Raw genomic sequence first — 17,969 nt, forward strand, 5'->3', positions numbered from 1 at the left:
CCATTTAATTAAGTCACAAGGTGAAGTGGTATGCTCGAATAGTATATTAGTCATAAGGGCAAAATCATGACTGACGCAGCTGCAAAACCATCGATATCATTATCGCCAAACTATTTACAATCTCAGGCAAATTACCAGCTAAGCGGTTTAGCAGAAGTATTAAAAAGTAAGTTGAGTGAACCCTACACGCAAGGAAAAGCGCACCGTATTTATAATCGTCCTCCGGATGGCTTAGAGTGTTTTCAATACCTCTATAAATTGGACGTAAACCAACAACAAGCCCTTGCTAATTTAGTTAATGCAAGATCATTTCATGACTTTGATGCTGCAGATGCTTTTGAGAGTCAACATTCAGGTATGCAGGCTTCAAGAAGTCCTCAAGTTTCGCTTTTTAAGTCAGTAGACAAAGACATTAAACTGGGTGGTGTCTATAAGAAAGACGAGATTTTACTTGGGCTGGTGGAGTGCGTTCGAATGCTCGAAAGTGATAGTTCCATCTCAAAAGAAGATGTCGCAGCTGCGAAGGCACTAATGCGAACCATTGCGGAACTCAATGATGATAAAGTCCCTAAATCGCTTGTTCACTTAAAAGTTATTGAAGAACATTTACGTGATGGAACTGTAGGCGGAGAAAGACGGGATCAAATCTTAGAAAAAGCCACAATGCCAGAGTTTATTAGCTTTGCTCACCTCTATATTACAACTCAGTTACAGCTGTATCAGATCCCCAGCGCTGAGCTAGCTGAGGATTTAAAAGTGGTGATAAAAGCGTTACCGAGAGGAGATCGAGGGTTTGTCGAAATTGGTGCAGGCAGAGCTATGACCACAGTCGCACTCAAAGAGAGCAATGGCGAGGAATTGGGCTTAAAAGGGTATGCCACGGATAAAACTCCACCTCAAAAAAAGTTTGGGAGTGAAAAAGTATATCCATATGAACAAAAAAAGGTCATCAAAAATTATGCTACTGATAAGCCGATGGTATTTATCGCTGCAGCCATTGAAGAAGACATGCTTAAAGATCTATGTGAATTTACAAAAGACTTCAAAGCACCATTCACCTTGATTTTACTTGGTGATAATTTCCAAAAACATTTGGATAAGCATCAGAGCAATATTTCATACGTCCAGTTACAAATCCCGAGTTACGTTTCACTCCAACATCCAAATGGTGTGCATTTGCTCATGTTTAATCAAGATCAAGATACGACGGCAACGAAATGGGTACAGAGTACACTACCTCAATACTCACAAGGAGAGGCAGTGAAAGTACAGTCATCAACAGTAAAACCTTAGCCATCAAAAAAACAGGCAATAGATGTTCACACTTAGTTACTAAAAAAATCGATCATTGGTTAACAATTTGTAAAAAAATCGGTAACGTAGCGTTCAAAATAATATGGAATGGATCGCTATGTTTAACTTAAAAAAGTCGTTATCTATGCTCTCTTTAGTGACGGCAATTCTTCCTTTTACTCAAACTTATGCTGCAGATGCAAAAGCACTTACCAGTGATGTTGAAGCCAGGGTCATTGAACTGCGCAGGCAACTTCATCAATATCCGGAGCTCTCTAATCGAGAATTTAAAACCAGCGAATTGGTTGCTAAGGAATTACGTGAGTTAGGACTTGAAGTACAAACTGGCGTTGCACACACAGGCGTTGTAGGAATTTTAAAAGGTGGTAAGCAGGGCCCTTTGATTGCGCTGCGTGCGGATATGGATGCGCTGCCAGTTACCGAGCAAGTTGATTTACCTTTTGCTTCCAAAGCTACAACCGAATATAGAGGTAACAACGTTGGAGTCATGCATGCCTGCGGTCATGATACCCATGTGGCGATGTTATTAGGTGTGGCTCACAATCTCACAAAAATTAAAGATCAATTAGCAGGCGATGTGATGTTTATTTTCCAGCCTGCAGAAGAAGGTGCACCTGACGGGGAAGAAGGTGGTGCTGAGTTAATGCTCAAGGAAGGTTTGTTTAAAGCGAGAAAGCCTGAAAAAGTGTTCGGCTTACACGTCAGCTCTAGCATGCATACCGGCACAATTGCACTTCGCAGTGGCCCTGCGATGGCCAGTGAAGATTCATTTACCATTAAGGTAAAAGGTAAACAAACCCACGGCTCTCGCCCATGGCAAGGTGTCGACCCGATCGTAGCGTCTGCGCAAGTGATCAATAGTGTCCAAACCATCATCAGCCGCCAAGTAGATGTGACAAAAGCTCCTGCAGTCGTCAGCTTTGGTGCCATCAATGGTGGTGTACGTTCAAACATTATTCCTGATGAAGTTGAGCTTATTGGTACCATTCGCACGTTTGATCAAGCAATGCGAAAAGACATTAAAAAGCGACTGGGCGAGATTGTCACGAATGCAGCGGCAACATTAGGCGCAACAGCGACAACCGAAATTGATGATGGTTATCCGGTTACCGTCAACAATCCTGAATTAGTAGCAAAAATGCGACCAGTGCTGGCCACGGTTGTTGATGAAGGCAAATTGATCGAACCCAGCTTAATTACAGGTGCAGAAGACTTTTCTTATTATGCATTGGAAACGCCAGGACTCTTCCTTTTTCTAGGCGTTACGCCACCCGATCAAGACTTAAAAACTGTTGCCAGTAACCACTCACCTCATTTTTATGCGGATGAATCTGCATTCAAAATTGGGGTAGAGGCGATGACTAAATTAGCGATGACAGAGCTAAACGTAAATAACTAAATTGAATCGAGACAATTAAGGTCAAATATCAAGGCCTTAATTACAAACATAAAAATAGGGAATGATAATGAAGCGCACCTTAACAGCTTTAAGTCTATCTCTGGGGTTGATGTTCACCGCAGGTGCGGTACAGGCTGAAACCACAGCAGCAGACGTAAAAAGCTTTACCTTAGAAAATGGCATGAAGATAATGGTATTAGAGGATCATTCGATTCCAAATGCCAATATGTATTTGTTTTGGAAAGTAGGATCGCGTAATGAGCATCCTGGCATTACGGGCATCTCTCACTTCTTTGAGCATATGATGTTTAATGGAGCAAAAAAGTACGGGCCTAAAATGTTCGACCGTACTATGGAAGCCGCTGGTGGCGCTAATAACGCTTATGCAACAGAAGATTTAACGGTTTATACCGATTGGTTTCCTGCTAATGCCCTAGAAACGATGTTTGATCTTGAAGCTGATAGAATTGGTCATTTAGACATTAACCCTAAAATGGTACAAAGTGAACGTGGCGTGGTGGCTTCTGAGCGAACAACTGGCCTAGAAAATTCAAACTGGCGAGCACTTTCAGGACCTCTAAAAGGCGTTGCGTTTATTGCTCACCCTTATTCATGGTCGGTTATTGGACATGAGTCAGATATCCAAGCTTGGACCATGGAAGATTTGCAGCAATACCATAAAACATATTATGCACCCAATAATGCAGTAGTTGTAATTGCTGGCGACGTTAAGTTCGATAACGTAAAGCGTCTAGCAAAGCAATATTTTGAGCCAATCCCGGCCCAAACACCCCCTGAAAAAGTTCGTACTGTTGAGCCTGAACAAAAAGGTGAGCGTCGTGTATTTGTTGAAAAAGCGTCGGTCAGCACACCGAATGTCATGCTGGCTTACCATATTCCAAATTCGAAATCAGATGATTACTATGCGTTGGATATTTTGTCTTCGATATTAAGCGAAGGAAAAAGTTCACGCTTGTATCAAGGGCTAGTGGATAAGCAAATAGCCCTTGCAGCAGAAACGTATATGCCAACCTCGTTCGACCCAAATTTGTTTTATGTTTACGGTATCGCAAGCCCTAAGGTTTCAGAATCGAAACTTGAAAAGGCGCTGATAAAGCAAATTAATCTGATTGCTGAGAAAGGCGTGACTCAACACGAGCTGGATAAAGTCAAAAACATTAAGTTGATGGACTTCTACCGTACTATGGAAACCATAAACGGTAAGGCCAATACCATTGGTACCTACGAAATGTTCTTTGGTGACTACAAAAAGCTATTTCAAGCGCCTGAACTGTATAGCAAAGTTACCCCGGAAGACATTCAACGTGTCGCACAAAAATATTTGAAAAAGTCTAATCGAACGGTAGGTGTATTAGCAGCTCACGAGGAGAAAGATCAATGAAGCCATCTAAAATTACAACAGCAATGAAATCAAAATGGCTGCTTGGTTTGGCGTTAGGTTGTGCTGTTTCTCTAACGGGTTGTAATTCAACCACAGCCCCACAAGCTGTCAAAGCCGAAGTGACCAATACTGGCAGTTTTAAAATGCCACAATATGAAAAGTATCAGCTAGCTAATGGCTTGACAGTCTACTTGATGCCACATAAAGAAGTGCCGCTCATTACGATTGATGCAGTCGTTAAAGCCGGCAGTGTAAACGACATCGTGGGCGGACAAGCCAGCTTAACGGCGGACAGCCTATTATTAGGTGCAGGTAGGTGGTCAAAATCTGAAATTGAGCAAACCGTCGACTTTATGGGGGCGAGCCTAGCGACATCAGGGCGTAAAGAAGGGAGTGTGATCAGCAGTGACTTTCTTGCAAAAGATTTAGGTAAAATGCTACCGATTATTAAAGCGGTATTGTTAGAGCCAAAGTTTGATGCGCAAGAGTTTGCTAAGTTAAAACAGCGAAAGATTGCTGGTCTAGGGCAAGCCAAAGAAAGCCCGCGCAATGTGATTGGGCGTTATTTTGACCGTTTAGTGTTTGGTGATAATCCATATGGAAAACCAACATCAGGTAACAGTGATAGCCTTAAACAAATTGATGTAAATGCACTTAAATCTTTTTATCAGGGGTTCTATCAGCCACAAAACACGGCAATTACTGTGGTTGGTGATTTTGAACCTAAGCAAATGAAAGCGCGACTAGAAAACGCTTTTGGTCAATGGCAGGCATCAACTCAAGTGGTTGCTGCAAACTTAGTTGCCATGCCAGCGCCTCAAGCCAGTAAAGTCTTATTAGTGGACAAAAGCGATGCCATTGAAACTACGTTTTTAATTGGTGGTAAAGGTATTCGTTATGACAATAAAGATCGTGTAGGGCTGACCGTTGTTAACACCATTTTAGGTGGGCGTTTTACGTCGTGGTTAAACGATGAACTTCGAGTGAATGCTGGGCTGACCTATGGTGCTCGTTCAGGTTTTGTCCCTTATTCTAAAGATGGTGTATTTAGAATAAGTACGTTTACCAAAACCTCAACGACCAAAGAAGCCATCGACTTAGCATTGAAAACTTATAGCCGCTTATGGGAGCAAGGTATTGACCAAGCAACCTTAAATTCAGCTAAAGCTTATGTTAAGGGGCAATTTCCACCTAAGTTTGAAACCAATGGCCAGCTAGCAGGTTTGTTATCCAACATGTATTTGTATGGCTTTGATGACAGCTACATCAATGACTTTCAGGCCAAAGTAGATGGATTAACATTGGATGAAACTAAACGTTTAGTGAACCAGTATTTCCCGAAAGAAAACTTGCAGTATGTATTGATTGGTAATGCTGAAAAAGTGGCGCCAATTGCTAAGCAATATGGTGATGTAACTCAAGTGGATATTAAAGCAGTGGGCTTTAACGCTCAGTAAGTTCTGATTGGATTTATGTTAAACGGCATGGCAATTAACCATGCCGTTTTTTTTCAAGTAATATAAGGAGTGGATTGTTTTAAAGGGCATTACGAGATTAGAGAATATAAAGAAGCAATTAACTTTAGATCATCAGAAAGGTGAAAATTAATTAATGCAAGTTTGTATGTTATTGATGTTAGCTTAGTTATTAGTTTCTCAATTACTAAGTGTTGTATATGGCAGAACGCATTGATTTAGCAACTTTGTCGCAGACTGAATTTTGTACTTCAGAAGAAGGCGATAAAACTGTTGATATAGATACGAGTGATTGGTTCGGAGTTGACAAATCTAAGAAGCTAGATGAAGTTGAACCAGACACATTATTTTCTCATCATGGTGTAGAGTTAAAACCTGAGCATATTGCAAAACAGCCTCCCGAATATCCTTGCCATCAAAATTTATATGGACAACCAACACAGCAACTCGATGACTTAAATACACTACGCCTAGATACTGAAATATCTAATAAGGATAAGGTATTGGCTGCACGTCAAATAGAAGTCGTGCGCCATAAGCCTTCAAATCTATACCGAGCAATACAAACGCTTCGATGCGCTAAAGAGGAGCAGCTTGAATGCTTACATTCAGCTCAAAAGCAATTAGTAACTGAGTTAGCAAAAGATTACCTAATTTATCGCCATGATATTTCAGAGGAGAATTTAGAGAAATATATAGAGTTACTTGTTGATTTCTGTGCCAATCACTTTGGGTTCTCATGTGACGGGAATAAGAAAGTGCTCAATGACAAAGAAACTGCTTTTGTAAAAACACCTCGATTCGGTTATGTATCACATACTGATGCACTATCTTTTATTAAATTGGCAGATGCTTATTTATCACCAGCAAAAATTATTCATCACAATTCGACTCAAACATTGCCACGTAAAGCTCTTGCGTGGGGGAATAAATTAGTTGAGGATAATCCTTCTGCTGCCTGCTTAAATGGAAAACAATATAGTGTTCAACTGATGCCGTGGACACCATATCAAGATGTTCAACAAACACAAGTTCCAGCTTTAGATTTAAACAAAACACACCCACATATTTATATTCCTCTCATAGAGAGTGCGCTATCGAAACTCCAAACAATTTCAGAAGTGACCCGATTTGGTTTACATATCTTTTCTGGGATTAAACCTAGAGAGTATGATAATGAGGTATATCAGTTAATTTGCATCACTTTAAAGCGAAAGATAATTTCACTTAGGCAAGAAGAAAAGGGAAATAATTGTTTAGCTGAAATTGTTAATGCGTCTGACTTCAATAAAAAATTCATAGTTAAACTTTGTCATTTTTTGCCTGTGAATGAGCAAATATTACTTGTAGAGCAAGCATTGTGTGATAAGAAGTTTCCGTATTCAGAACTCTGTTTATTAAGTCGCAAGACCTTGTGTCACTTAAGCCCAACCTCTTATAAATTAATTCCATTTGATGAAATAAAGCCATTGTTATCTTTAGCTATTAAAGGTGGTTGGTTAGATGTGGTTGAACGTTTATGTTTAAATGATAGAAAGCGCAGCGAAATGTTGCCGGTAGTATTTGATGTGGTAGTTGCTGATCAGCCTGAAATACTAGAATACCTAATGACAGAACTTGACCTTGATTACTCGCAAACACGCGAGTTTAGTACGGGATTTATCAATAATCAAAGAGAAGAAAGGAATCTCTTTACTCATGGATGTCATCACAAATCTTTAAAAGTAGTTGCTTTTTTGATGGAGAAATTTGATATCGATGTTAGGCAAGCTGTAATTATTGAGCGGACTACTGTTACTGGGTCGATGGTTCCTCCAATCAAACATGAATTATCAAAGATTATTTTCCATGAAGTTTTACTTTCTACCAATTCTTCTCTTGTGTGTCTGCTCCTATCTAATTTTTGCCAAGAAGACTTACTTAAAATGGATGCTCCTGATTCTAGTTCTCGATTATTGCAATGGGCTTGTAAAAAAAACAAACTTATACATATAGTAAGAGCTATTTTACCTTACGGAACGGATCTTAGCTCTAAAGACATTACTCCTTTAATTCAAAACCCCAGCTCTCAAATAAAGAAGTACTTAGAGCAATTAACAAAATCGGTTGAGGAGTTGAAGAAGCTCAAAGTTTCCCCTGAGGCCAAAGCTAAAGCTGATAGAAACAAGACTCTATTTTATAAAAAAAGACAGTTTGAAAAGGCTGTACTTGAAGGTGATGGTACTGAAATACAACGGTGGCATGATGCAGGAGTTGATAGCTTTTCTCCGGAGGAGTGGATAAGGTTGTTTTGCAATGCCCTAAAGACGCCTAACTATATATCGCTTAAAAAATTGATTGAATTAGCGGATTCAAAAGCAATCAAGGAGATTATTTTGAATCCTACTTTTATCAATGCTGTGATTTCCTTTGAAGACGAAAGACTCAAAACTGCAATTAAAATGGTTGGAAATCTTTTAGGACAAGAAAACAGTGAGTTTAAAGACTTTGCGACTGGTGTGTGGCACAAAGCAAGAGAGTTGCGTCGTAATGAAATGAAGACGTGGATTGAACATGAATACCCTAAATGTTCAGATTTATTTGTTCAAGAGTCAACATTTTAATCTACAAAAAATAGCAAAGACTCTTTTTGCAAGAATTAAAATGAAGACGAGAATCTGATTGACATGACGGATTTTTTCATAAACTGAAAATAAAAACTCACAGACAAGTTGATTATAATCCTGTATCTTACCCAGCCTTTTTATCAATTCGGGATGGATAAAAATGTTTGTCGGATTCGATTATGGCAGTGCCAATTGCTCAATTGGCATTCTTAACAATCAAAAAGTAGAACTTTTATCATTGGGTGACGATAGCCCATATATCATGTCGACCTTATATGCGCTCGATAGAGAGCTCATTGCTGAAGCAGTCTATCAAAACTTACCTAAAGCATTACAGGAAGAGTATGCCAAGCTCAGATCGGCACAATTAAGTCGTGCACGTCAGGTGCGCCATGAATTGGATCTTGAGCCTCATGAGCAGACTGTGTTTATTGGGCAGGCAGCATTCGAACAATATCTAGACATGCCTGAAGAAGGCTTCTATGTGCGCTCGCCAAAATCTTTTTTAGGTGCAGTAGGGTTACGCCCAGAGCAAATGGCGTTATTTGAAGATATCGTGACGCTGATGATGCAACACGTAAAATCTCAAGCCGAAAAAGCATTGGTTGATAAGATCACTCATGCTGTTATTGGTCGCCCAGTGAATTTTCAAGCGATTGGCGGAGAAGACAGTAATCAACAAGCGGAAGCCATTTTATCTACCGCAGCGAAACGAGCTGGCTTTGAGCATGTCGTATTTCTTTTTGAGCCGCTTGCCGCTGCAATGGATTTCGAGTCTCAGTTAGATCATGAAAAAACGGTTTTAGTCGTCGACGTAGGTGGTGGTACAACGGATTGCTCTGTGGTTAACATGTCACCTGAGCGTCGTCATCAAAGCGATCGTAAAGCCGATTGTTTAGGCCATAGTGGTCAGCGTATTGGTGGTAACGACCTCGATATTGCATTTGCGATGAAAGGCTTAATGCCAGAGTTTGGCAGTGAAAGTAAGCTAAATGATGGCAAAATGATGCCAAGTAAAGTGTTTTGGAATGCCGTAGCAGTGAATGATGTCAGTGCGCAGCGTGCCTTTATTGAGTTAAGTACAAAGACCCTAATTAAAGAGCTTTTAAGAGATGCTGAAGAACCAGCAAAGCTTGAGCGCTTGCTCAAACTTAGGGAAGATCAATTGAGCTATCAATTGGTTAAACAAGCGGAAAACAGCAAAATTCAGTTATCAGACGCAACGACTTGTCATGCCAACCTTGACTTTATCGAGCATGATTTGCAAGTTCAACTGAGCCAAAATCAGCTTGAACAAGCGATTACGGTGCCTTTGCAGCGAGTTGAAAACCTCATGCGTCAGGCTGTTGATGAATCAGGAACCACACCAGAACTCATTTATGTCACAGGTGGAACCGCAAAAAGCCCTGCAATTTATCAACAAATCAAAAAAGTTTTTCCTGATACTGAAATCATCATAGGTGATCACTTTGGTTCGGTAACATCGGGTTTAGCTCGATGGGCACAGAGAGTGTTTTGTTAATTTGAGTACAAGATTGTGGGGGAGTGCTTTCAATGCATGTTAAGCATCTTTATATGTATATGAAAAGTACATTTAAATAACCCCACTTCTAGATAAGCACTCATTCAATCATGGTCAGTGACATTTCAGCGTGAAAGGCATTGCTAGTTTGTGAAAACACAAGGTAGTTATGTTGCTTACTGTCATGATAAAAATGATTATTTTTATAAATAATTATTAATTAGTTCAAATAGGAATAGTGAAATAAAATATTAATTAATTCAGTGATCGGAATTTTTTAATGAGCATTACAAATTCACCAGTAACTTACTATTCCCCCCAGTTATTTGATGGATACGAAAGTTCAGGATCTACCACTCAAGAAGATTTTAGTGGTTCTAAATCAGTAACAGCTTCTCAAGCTCTCCCCAAACCTCTAGATTCTGAATCAGAACTAAACTGCGATCCGATATCCAAAGCTCAAGGTCGCACACGAAAGAAAACAAGTTTTTCGGATGCCGCTGTTGCCAAAGATGAGGTAAAGCATACCTTAGTGGATTGCAGTGATAGTTTTACTCCAAGCGTGTTAAGCCGGCAGGGTTCCCGTCATGGGTTTAATGAATCGGGAGAAACATTAGAAGAGTTACTCGGTGGTATGGATTTGACTGTTGCACCTGACTCTGCCGATGAATCCGATGAAGAGCTACTGGAAGTAACATTAACAACAAGTGAGATAAAGAAAAAGATCAAACAGGTACAGGCGGAAAGAAGTAAACTGTGTCTTGATAGAGATAATCTACTCCATTCGAAAGAACAAAGTGCATATGCAGATATCAAAAGATATCAACAAGATATCCAAAATAATGAATCTCAAATGCAATTACTTAGGCAACAAATGGCTATCGCTAAGCGACAAGAGGGTGCTAGTCTATAAATACTAATTTTAGGTAAGGAAACCTAACATGATCAAGCGCATACTCTTTCTGGTTATTTTTGGGATTGCGGCCTATCAAGGCTGGCAAAAGTTTCGTCCTGAAGTTCAGGAAACACCAAACGTCGTAGAAATACATCACGTTCAGCAACAGCACTCTATTACTATCTATGGCAGAGACAGCTGCAGTTACACTCAAGACCTTATCAGCCAACTAAAGCAAAAAGGGTATGACTACGAGTATCACTCAGTTGATAGCAAGATGATTAATCGTCGCCTGAAACGAAAAATGGAAAAACAGGGGCTGGCAACATCTTTTTATGCATTACCTGTAGTCGATGTAAACTCACAACTGACCATTCGACCGTCTCTCAGCCAAGTTACCCATCCGACTCATTTACGGTAAAATCGTACGAAAAACATACCTGCAGAATAAGAGTTGCTGCAGGTATATGGGGAGATTGAATTCAGTAGTGACTCTTCAAATAAACTCTCACTCAACCTCTAATATCAATGCCTGCTTAGCTGGCACTTTCAAAGTACCTTCAAGCTTCAAGCCGTTCCCCGTCATTACATCACGAGCCTTGAATGTCGACGCATTCCCCAATACTTCCACAAAGCGAGATAAATCTAGCGTCTTACTCTCAGTATTCTTATTGAGTACCACCATTACTTTTTTCGATTGACCTTCAAGATAACGGAAGTAAATGTAAAGACCATCTTGGCGGTTGTAATGCTTAAGCTTACCGTGATGGATCACATCAGAATGTTTGCGCCAATTGAGTAACTTGCGAGTGTAATTCTGCATATCTAACTCGGAGGTGCTCAGGCCTTGACCAGTGAACGCATTGATCTTGTCGCCTTGCCAACCACCGGGGAAGTCTTTGCGTAATTCACCGTGGTCACTGGTTCCGGTCATCAAAATTTCTGTACCGTAATAAATTTGTGGAATGCCGCGAGTGGTGGCAAAGAACGCCAGTGCCATTTTAACTAGAGCAGGGTCTTCATTCAGCTCGGTATAGATCCTTGCCATGTCGTGATTGTCAGGGAAGGTGACCAAGTTATACGGGTTGCCGTATAAAAAGTCATTGGCAAGCGTTTGGTTTAAGTGGATTAACCCTTTGTCCCAACTTTCTGGCTCAGTTAACGCTTTTACGATGGCAATTTGCAGTGGGAAATCCATCAAACTTGGCAATTGTGTTGGGTAATCATCATGGCGTGGTGAGCCTTTTTGCCAATAAGCCACAGTGGCTGGGCTTGCACTCCATTCTTCACCGACGATATTAAAGTTTGGATATTCAAGCATGATCTGCTGAGTCCAATTGGCAAGAAAGGCTTTATCTGAGTACGAGTAAGTGTCAACTCGAATGCCTGATAAGTTAGCGGTCTCAATCCACCAAATGGCGTTTTGGGTAAGGTAGGTAGCGACCTTTGGGTTTTGCTGATTTAAATCTGGCATGGTCGGTACAAACCAACCTTTATTGAATCCGGCTTTATCGACCTCGGCAGCGTACGGGTCGTTAAGCGCTTCACGGTAATGATTAGTTTGGGTGTAGTTGTCATGTTGGTTAAGCCAATCTTGGCTTGGCATGTCGTGCATCCACCAATGTTCGCTGCCAATGTGATTCAAAATCACATCCATGATCAGGCCAATGCCTTTGTCTGCTGCCTTGTTCGATAAGTCGGTATAAAGCTGATTACTGCCAAAGCGTGGATCAACTTGATAGTAGTCAGTGGTGGAATAACCGTGATAAGAATACTCTGGCATGGCGTTTTCTAATACTGGGTTTAACCAAATTTGAGTAAAACCCATACGCTCAATGTAGTTGAGGTGGTCAATCACACCTTGAACGTCACCACCATGGCGGCCGCCTTTAAAGTAGCGGTTTAGTCCTTCTGACATCGAGATCATTTCATCATTATTGGCATCACCATTGGCAAAACGGTCAGGGGTGATCAAATAAATACTGTCTTTGCTGCTAAAGCCTTGGCGTTGCTTTGAGTGAGGCGTGCGTTGCAATATCGGGTATGCACGGCTAAGCATAACTTCATCGTATTGAACAAAATCGATGTCAACCGTGCCGGCCTTGAGTTCTGGCTTCAGTGTAAGATTGATAAACATAAAATTTGGATTATCGGTTTTTTCAACACTGTTCACGGTAATGTGCGGATGGTTCACCACTGGAGAAAGGTGGGCAATATTGTCACCATGCACCATCAATTGCAGTTCTGGGTTGGTCATGTTGACCCACCAGTTCATAGGTTCGATGCGATCAATGGTCGCCGCAGAGAGAGAAAAGCTGAGGCTGATGAACAACCCAAAAAGTAAACGTAGCATAAAGTGGCAGAATAATTGTTTTTTTAGAGCTTACACTGTCTGGTGTCGCAGGTTGATTGTTTGCAATCGTATTCACTGAATTTGAAAGGTAAAGAGAGACGATAGCCTCTCTTTATTGTGGTTTACGACGCACCGTCGTATCCCAGCTGACGCCATGCTTCATAGGCAATCACTGCAACTGAGTTTGATAAATTCAAGCTACGGCTCGACGCAACCATGGGAATACGTAATCTTTGTTCTAAAGGTGTGGCTTCAATAATATCCATAGGTAAGCCGCGGGTTTCAGGCCCAAACAATAAAACGTCGCCTGTCTCGAACTGAAGCTCAGAGTGAGGACGACTGCCTTTCGTGGTGCAGGCCATAATCCGTCTGCCCTTTACGGCTTCAAGAAATGCCTCGTAGTTTTTATGGCGGGTAACGTTGGTCAGATCTTTATAGTCTAAACCAGCACGGCGCAGCTTCTTTTCTTCAAAATCAAAACCTAATGGTTCAATAAGATGCAGATGACAGCCGCTATTGGCGCAAAGACGAATAATGTTGCCTGTGTTCGGGGCAATTTCTGGTTCATATAAAGCAATATGAAACATATAAATGAGTCTCTAGATAATGATTTGGACTATTTTAAAGCGTGCTCACTGAAAAATGCAAAAATAGCATCTAATGCTTGAGTTCGAACATCATCGGTTTCAACCAAAATTTCATGTTTAGCTGGGTTGATGATCTGTCTTCGGCACTGGCTACTAGACAGCAAGTTTTCAAAGATATCGTCATATGCTTGGTTATCAATAATACTATCTTGATTTGCTTGAAGCGTGAGTGTTGGTGTGTTTAATGCGGGTAACAGCAGTCTGGCGTTATCGGCAGCGGTAAGGGCTTCACGCAACCAATGACTACTCGGCGAGCCAAGCTGGACATCTGGGTAGGTTCGGTAAATACGATGAAACTCTAAATAGCGATTGGTGCTATTTGTGAGATCATTATCTTTAAATGCTTTAAATTTAAAGTCTGTTCCGCCCAACACATAAATTGGCCAATTCTTAAAGTCGAGTGCTTTGGCCAGTACATCAATGACTTTTCTTGGCGCAGGTAACTTTATGCTGAGCATTGGGGCTGATAAGGCCGCCGCTTTGAATACTTTTGGGTGTTGATGCATATACAACGCACCAATTGTGCCGCCCATTGAGTGACACAGGAGAAATAAATTTTGGTGTTTTCTTGGCTTCACGACTTGATCGACAAAGAGAGTAAAGTCGAGGACATAATCATTGAACTTATCGACATGGCCTAAGTGACGCTTTGTCGTTAGCCTTGTTGATTTACCTTGCCCACGGTGATCAACCGCATAAACAGAGTAGCCTTGGTGATAAATATCGAAAATGAGTTCACGATATTTTTCATAACACTCGATTCGTCCGTTACTGATCACCACAGCTTTATCTGAGTTTGAGTTTAATATTTGGCAATAGGCTAAAGTCACATCGTGGCTGACTCTGAGTGAACGATGCTCAACTTGTTGCCAAAATTTTTGTTGCTCTGGTGTGTTTAAGGCCGTTTCCGACGAATACTTCATGTGGCTTTTTTTCTTCATCAATTAAGGATAGCAGGAGAAAAAATCTCTCCTGCCAGATAAAGACACTTAAATTTACTTTTGTGTTTCAATAAAAGTATCTATTTGTTGTTCTAAAATCGACATTGGCACTGAACCATTGGCTAATACTGCATCATGAAACGCACGAATATCAAATTTTTCACCTAACGCAGTTTCAGCTTTTTTACGCAACCGCTTAATAGTGAGTTCACCTATTTTATAAGACAAAGCTTGCCCCGGCCATGAAATATATCGGTCAACTTCTGTCGTGATATTGTGCAGTGATAAAGCAGAGTTTTCAGCCATGTAATTGATGGCTTGTTGTCGCGTCCAGTGTTGAGCGTGCATGCCTGTATCAACCACTAAACGAGTGGCGCGCCACATTTCGTAGGTTAAACGACCAAAATTAGAATATGGATCCTTGTAAAGCCCAGCTTCTAACCCTAGATATTCTGAATATAACCCCCAACCTTCTCCGAATGCTGAAATATACGAATAACGGCGGAAGTTGGGTAAGTTATCAAGCTCTTTATTTAACGATATTTGCAGGTGATGCCCTGGCACTGCTTCGTGCAATGTTAATGCAGTTAATTCATATAAAGGGCGTTTATCGAGCGCATAAGTATTTACCCAGTAGTAACCTGCTTCGTCATCACGGTTTGAACCAGAATAACGGCCCGTAGTGTATTTTGGTGCAATTTGCGCTGGCACTGGCTCAATGCCATAAGGCATACGAGGTAGCTTACCAAAGTATTTTGGCAACATGGCATCCGCTTGTTTCGCAATATAAGAGGCTTCTTTCAACAGCTCTTCTGCGGTTTTTGGATAGAACTGCGGATCAGTTCGTAGAAAGTGCAAGAACTCGGCAAAGGTGCCTTTAAATTGAGTCTGCTTAATCACTTCACGCATTTCAGCCTTAATTCGAGCAACCTCTTTCAAGCCTAGCTGATGTACTTCATCAGATGTCATTGGCAGAGTTGTGTAGTATTGAACTCGATTTTCATAAAAATCTTTACCGTCAGGCAAGCTGGTTGCAGCAATGTTGGTACGCGCATTCGGAATGTATTCCTGCGTCATAAAGTCATAGAACTTTTGGTAGCTCGTTAACACTTGATTTTTCAACAAGTTACGGCCTTTACTGGTTAACTCTTGCTTTAACTCGGCGGAAAAGTGATCTGGGTAATGAGTAAATGGCGCAAAGTAGCCGCTTTGTTCGACGGGTACGATAAATGCACTGATGCTGTCTTCAAATCCATTTAAAGTGACTTTAGGCGGAGTGATACCAGCCTTTACACCTTGTGTTAACCAATACGTCTGTTGGTTGAAGTATTTTGGAAGTGCGGCCAGCTTACTCAAATAGTTGCGGTAATCCTGCTCAGTATTAAAGCGGCCTTTATTGATGGAAGCAATATAAGCATGAAAGCCACTTTCTGCCGTGATCGGCTGATAGTGATCATGGAAGCGATACATGTCGATGCTGTTTTGCAACTGATACTGTAGGATTTGTTTATTGATACGCTCATCTTTTGTGAGTATTGAATCATCTAATGCTGAAAGCTGTTCGAGTAATCCCAGCTTCTGATGATAGACATCTTCAAGGTGCTTAGGTGATAGGTTATCAAGTTTTCCAAGTTGGCTCTTGTCACCCGTGCTTGCGGCAAGCTGTGCTGAAGCAAATTGTTTGATTTGCCAATCTTGTTCTATTAATGGGGCTAGTACAGATTGACGCTCAGCTTTAATGTTTTGATCTTCTGAATTTTTGGAGGTTTGCACGGGCGCATGAATATTGATGCTGCATCCACATAGTGTTGATGCGACCAAGAACGATAAAATGAGCTTCTTCATAAATTCCCTGTTTTTATTTTGTTTTTTATTTCTCAATCAAGATTATGCCATGAAGACATTTAATTTGGTGGAGATGATCTAACCTTATCAAGAGCAAATTGTAATAAAAAACATTTTTCTTTTTGGATTCAAATGCTTTTTCGATATTTTTAACTATCTACCTCACATAAAAAACAGAATATAGAAGTCATCGTAAAAAAAGCCTGATAGACTCCGCTGTTACTTTAGGAATTATCCCTAATTTATTTCCTGATTTGTTACTGCATAAAACTGGCAAAATCAAGGCACGAAGAGTGAAGTTTAGTGAGCTAAATGAGTGATGAGTAACGACGAGTTTGCCAGTTTTAAGCGTAACCTGAAAGGCTGTGCTCCTTTTTCGTTTCTACGGCGTTATCTAATGCTCGTGTAGAACAACCACACTCCGCATTCTCTGCCTTGTTGAAACAAAAAATTAGCTACAGCAAATCTACGAAATCAATTAGGGATAATTCCTCGCACTGTCGTAATAACAATGTCGACATTCGGTCGTGCGAGGGCTTTTTTGGGGGGTAAATAAATGATCGATAACAAGATACCGTTAGTGGATTTGCATCGCCACCTTGATGGTAATGTCCGAGTTGAAACCATTTGGGATTTAGGGCATCAACATGGCATTGAATTACCTGCAAATTCAATTGAAACCTTAGCTCCGTTTGTTCAGATCCAAGGAAAAGAAAGTGATCTTGTCGGTTTTTTAACTAAGCTCGATTGGATGGTAAAAGTATTGGCTGACCTAGACGCCGTTAAGCGAGTCGCTTATGAAAATGTGGCAGATGCCGCATTAACAGGGTTAGACTACGCAGAATTACGATTCAGTCCCTATTATATGGCAATGACACATAAATTGCCGATTGAAGGTGTCGTAGAGGCTGTTGCAGATGGTGTTCAAGCTGGCCTGAAAGATCATGATGTAAAAGTTAACTTAATCGGCATTATGTCTCGCTCTTTTGGCGTAGAAGCTTGTCATCAAGAATTGAATGCCTTGTTGGCACACAAAGACAAGTTAGTTGGTATGGATTTAGCTGGTGATGAGCTTGGCTTCCCAGGTCAACTGTTCAATGAACACTTTATGAAAGTGCGTGATGCCTTCCTAGGGGTCACTGTGCATGCTGGTGAAGCTGATGGTGCTCAAAGCATGTGGCAAGCGATTCGTGAGCTGGGTGCTACACGTATTGGACATGGCGTTAAAGCGATACACGATCCTGAATTGATGGACTATTTAGTTGAAAATCGTATTGGCATTGAGTCTTGCCCAACCAGTAACTTGCATACTTCAACGGTTGAGTCTTACCAAGCTCATCCAATTAAACACTTTTTAGATAAAGGTGTTTTGATTAACTTGAACACGGATGACCCTGGTGTGAGCAACATTAATATTGCGCATGAATATCAAGTGGCACATTCAGAGATTGGCTTATCTCAAACTGAATTAAAACAGCTGCAAGTTAATGGCGTAGAAATGGCTTTCTTATCTGAAAGCGAACGCAAAGCGCTTTATCAATCTAAGTTGTAACTCTTTCTTTATATAAGA

At 40.8% G+C, this 17,969-nt stretch carries 13 protein-coding genes; 9 read left to right on the plus strand and 4 right to left on the minus strand.

The features are described from left to right. Nucleotides 1–66 precede the first annotated feature (66 nt). From AC1EU2_RS16455 to AC1EU2_RS16490, 8 genes are all read left to right on the plus strand, one after another. On the plus strand, nucleotides 67–1,293 hold the full coding sequence (locus tag AC1EU2_RS16455; RefSeq protein ID WP_480299371.1) for a hypothetical protein: 1,227 nt from the start codon (nucleotides 67–69) through the stop codon (nucleotides 1,291–1,293). A 118-nt stretch (nucleotides 1,294–1,411) separates the two neighbouring features. Further along, a complete protein-coding gene (locus tag AC1EU2_RS16460; RefSeq protein ID WP_480299372.1) occupies nucleotides 1,412–2,713 on the plus strand; it encodes an amidohydrolase in 1,302 nt (433 codons plus the stop codon). A 67-nt stretch (nucleotides 2,714–2,780) separates the two neighbouring features. Then, a complete protein-coding gene (locus AC1EU2_RS16465) occupies nucleotides 2,781–4,115 on the plus strand; it encodes a M16 family metallopeptidase (RefSeq protein WP_480299373.1) in 1,335 nt (444 codons plus the stop codon). Next, nucleotides 4,112–5,572 (plus strand): M16 family metallopeptidase, encoded by a 1,461-nt coding sequence (locus AC1EU2_RS16470; RefSeq protein WP_480299374.1) that lies wholly within the window; start codon nucleotides 4,112–4,114, stop codon nucleotides 5,570–5,572. The genes AC1EU2_RS16465 and AC1EU2_RS16470 overlap by 4 nt, the downstream gene beginning before the upstream one ends. Nucleotides 5,573–5,784: 212 nt before the next feature. After that, complete coding sequence (locus tag AC1EU2_RS16475) at nucleotides 5,785–8,193, plus strand: hypothetical protein (RefSeq protein WP_480299375.1); 2,409 nt, start codon at nucleotides 5,785–5,787, stop codon at nucleotides 8,191–8,193. A gap of 163 nt (nucleotides 8,194–8,356) precedes the next feature. Beyond that, nucleotides 8,357–9,718 carry a molecular chaperone gene (gene yegD / locus AC1EU2_RS16480; RefSeq protein WP_480299376.1) on the plus strand — a complete coding sequence of 454 codons (1,362 nt, stop codon included), beginning with the start codon at nucleotides 8,357–8,359 and terminating at the stop codon, nucleotides 9,716–9,718. 280 nt (nucleotides 9,719–9,998) lie between these two features. Next, nucleotides 9,999–10,631 (plus strand): hypothetical protein, encoded by a 633-nt coding sequence (locus AC1EU2_RS16485; protein ID WP_480299377.1) that lies wholly within the window; start codon nucleotides 9,999–10,001, stop codon nucleotides 10,629–10,631. Between the two features lie 28 nt (nucleotides 10,632–10,659). After that, entirely contained in the window at nucleotides 10,660–11,034 is a 375-nt protein-coding gene (locus AC1EU2_RS16490) for a glutaredoxin family protein (RefSeq protein ID WP_480299378.1), read from the plus strand. An 87-nt stretch (nucleotides 11,035–11,121) separates the two neighbouring features. Here the strand turns inward: AC1EU2_RS16490 and AC1EU2_RS16495 are convergent, their stop codons facing one another. The 4 genes from AC1EU2_RS16495 to AC1EU2_RS16510 form a co-directional block, all read right to left on the minus strand. Next, nucleotides 11,122–12,966 carry a glycoside hydrolase family 13 protein gene (locus AC1EU2_RS16495; RefSeq protein ID WP_480299379.1) on the minus strand — a complete coding sequence of 615 codons (1,845 nt, stop codon included), beginning with the start codon at nucleotides 12,964–12,966 and terminating at the stop codon, nucleotides 11,122–11,124. A 122-nt stretch (nucleotides 12,967–13,088) separates the two neighbouring features. Then, nucleotides 13,089–13,553 (minus strand): tRNA (uridine(34)/cytosine(34)/5-carboxymethylaminomethyluridine(34)-2'-O)-methyltransferase TrmL, encoded by a 465-nt coding sequence (gene trmL / locus AC1EU2_RS16500; RefSeq protein ID WP_480299380.1) that lies wholly within the window; start codon nucleotides 13,551–13,553, stop codon nucleotides 13,089–13,091. Nucleotides 13,554–13,582: 29 nt separating this feature from the next. Beyond that, nucleotides 13,583–14,536 carry an alpha/beta fold hydrolase gene (locus tag AC1EU2_RS16505; protein WP_480299381.1) on the minus strand — a complete coding sequence of 318 codons (954 nt, stop codon included), beginning with the start codon at nucleotides 14,534–14,536 and terminating at the stop codon, nucleotides 13,583–13,585. 72 nt (nucleotides 14,537–14,608) lie between these two features. Continuing rightward, nucleotides 14,609–16,399, minus strand: a complete 1,791-nt coding sequence (locus tag AC1EU2_RS16510; protein WP_480299382.1) for a DUF885 domain-containing protein — start codon at nucleotides 16,397–16,399, stop codon at nucleotides 14,609–14,611. Nucleotides 16,400–16,955: 556 nt separating this feature from the next. Between AC1EU2_RS16510 and add the strand changes: the two genes are divergently transcribed. Then, a complete protein-coding gene (add, locus tag AC1EU2_RS16515) occupies nucleotides 16,956–17,951 on the plus strand; it encodes an adenosine deaminase (protein ID WP_480299383.1) in 996 nt (331 codons plus the stop codon). The last annotated feature ends 18 nt before the right edge of the window (nucleotides 17,952–17,969 follow it).

The sequence above is a fragment of the Parashewanella sp. 2304DJ23-3 genome (assembly GCF_056591695.1).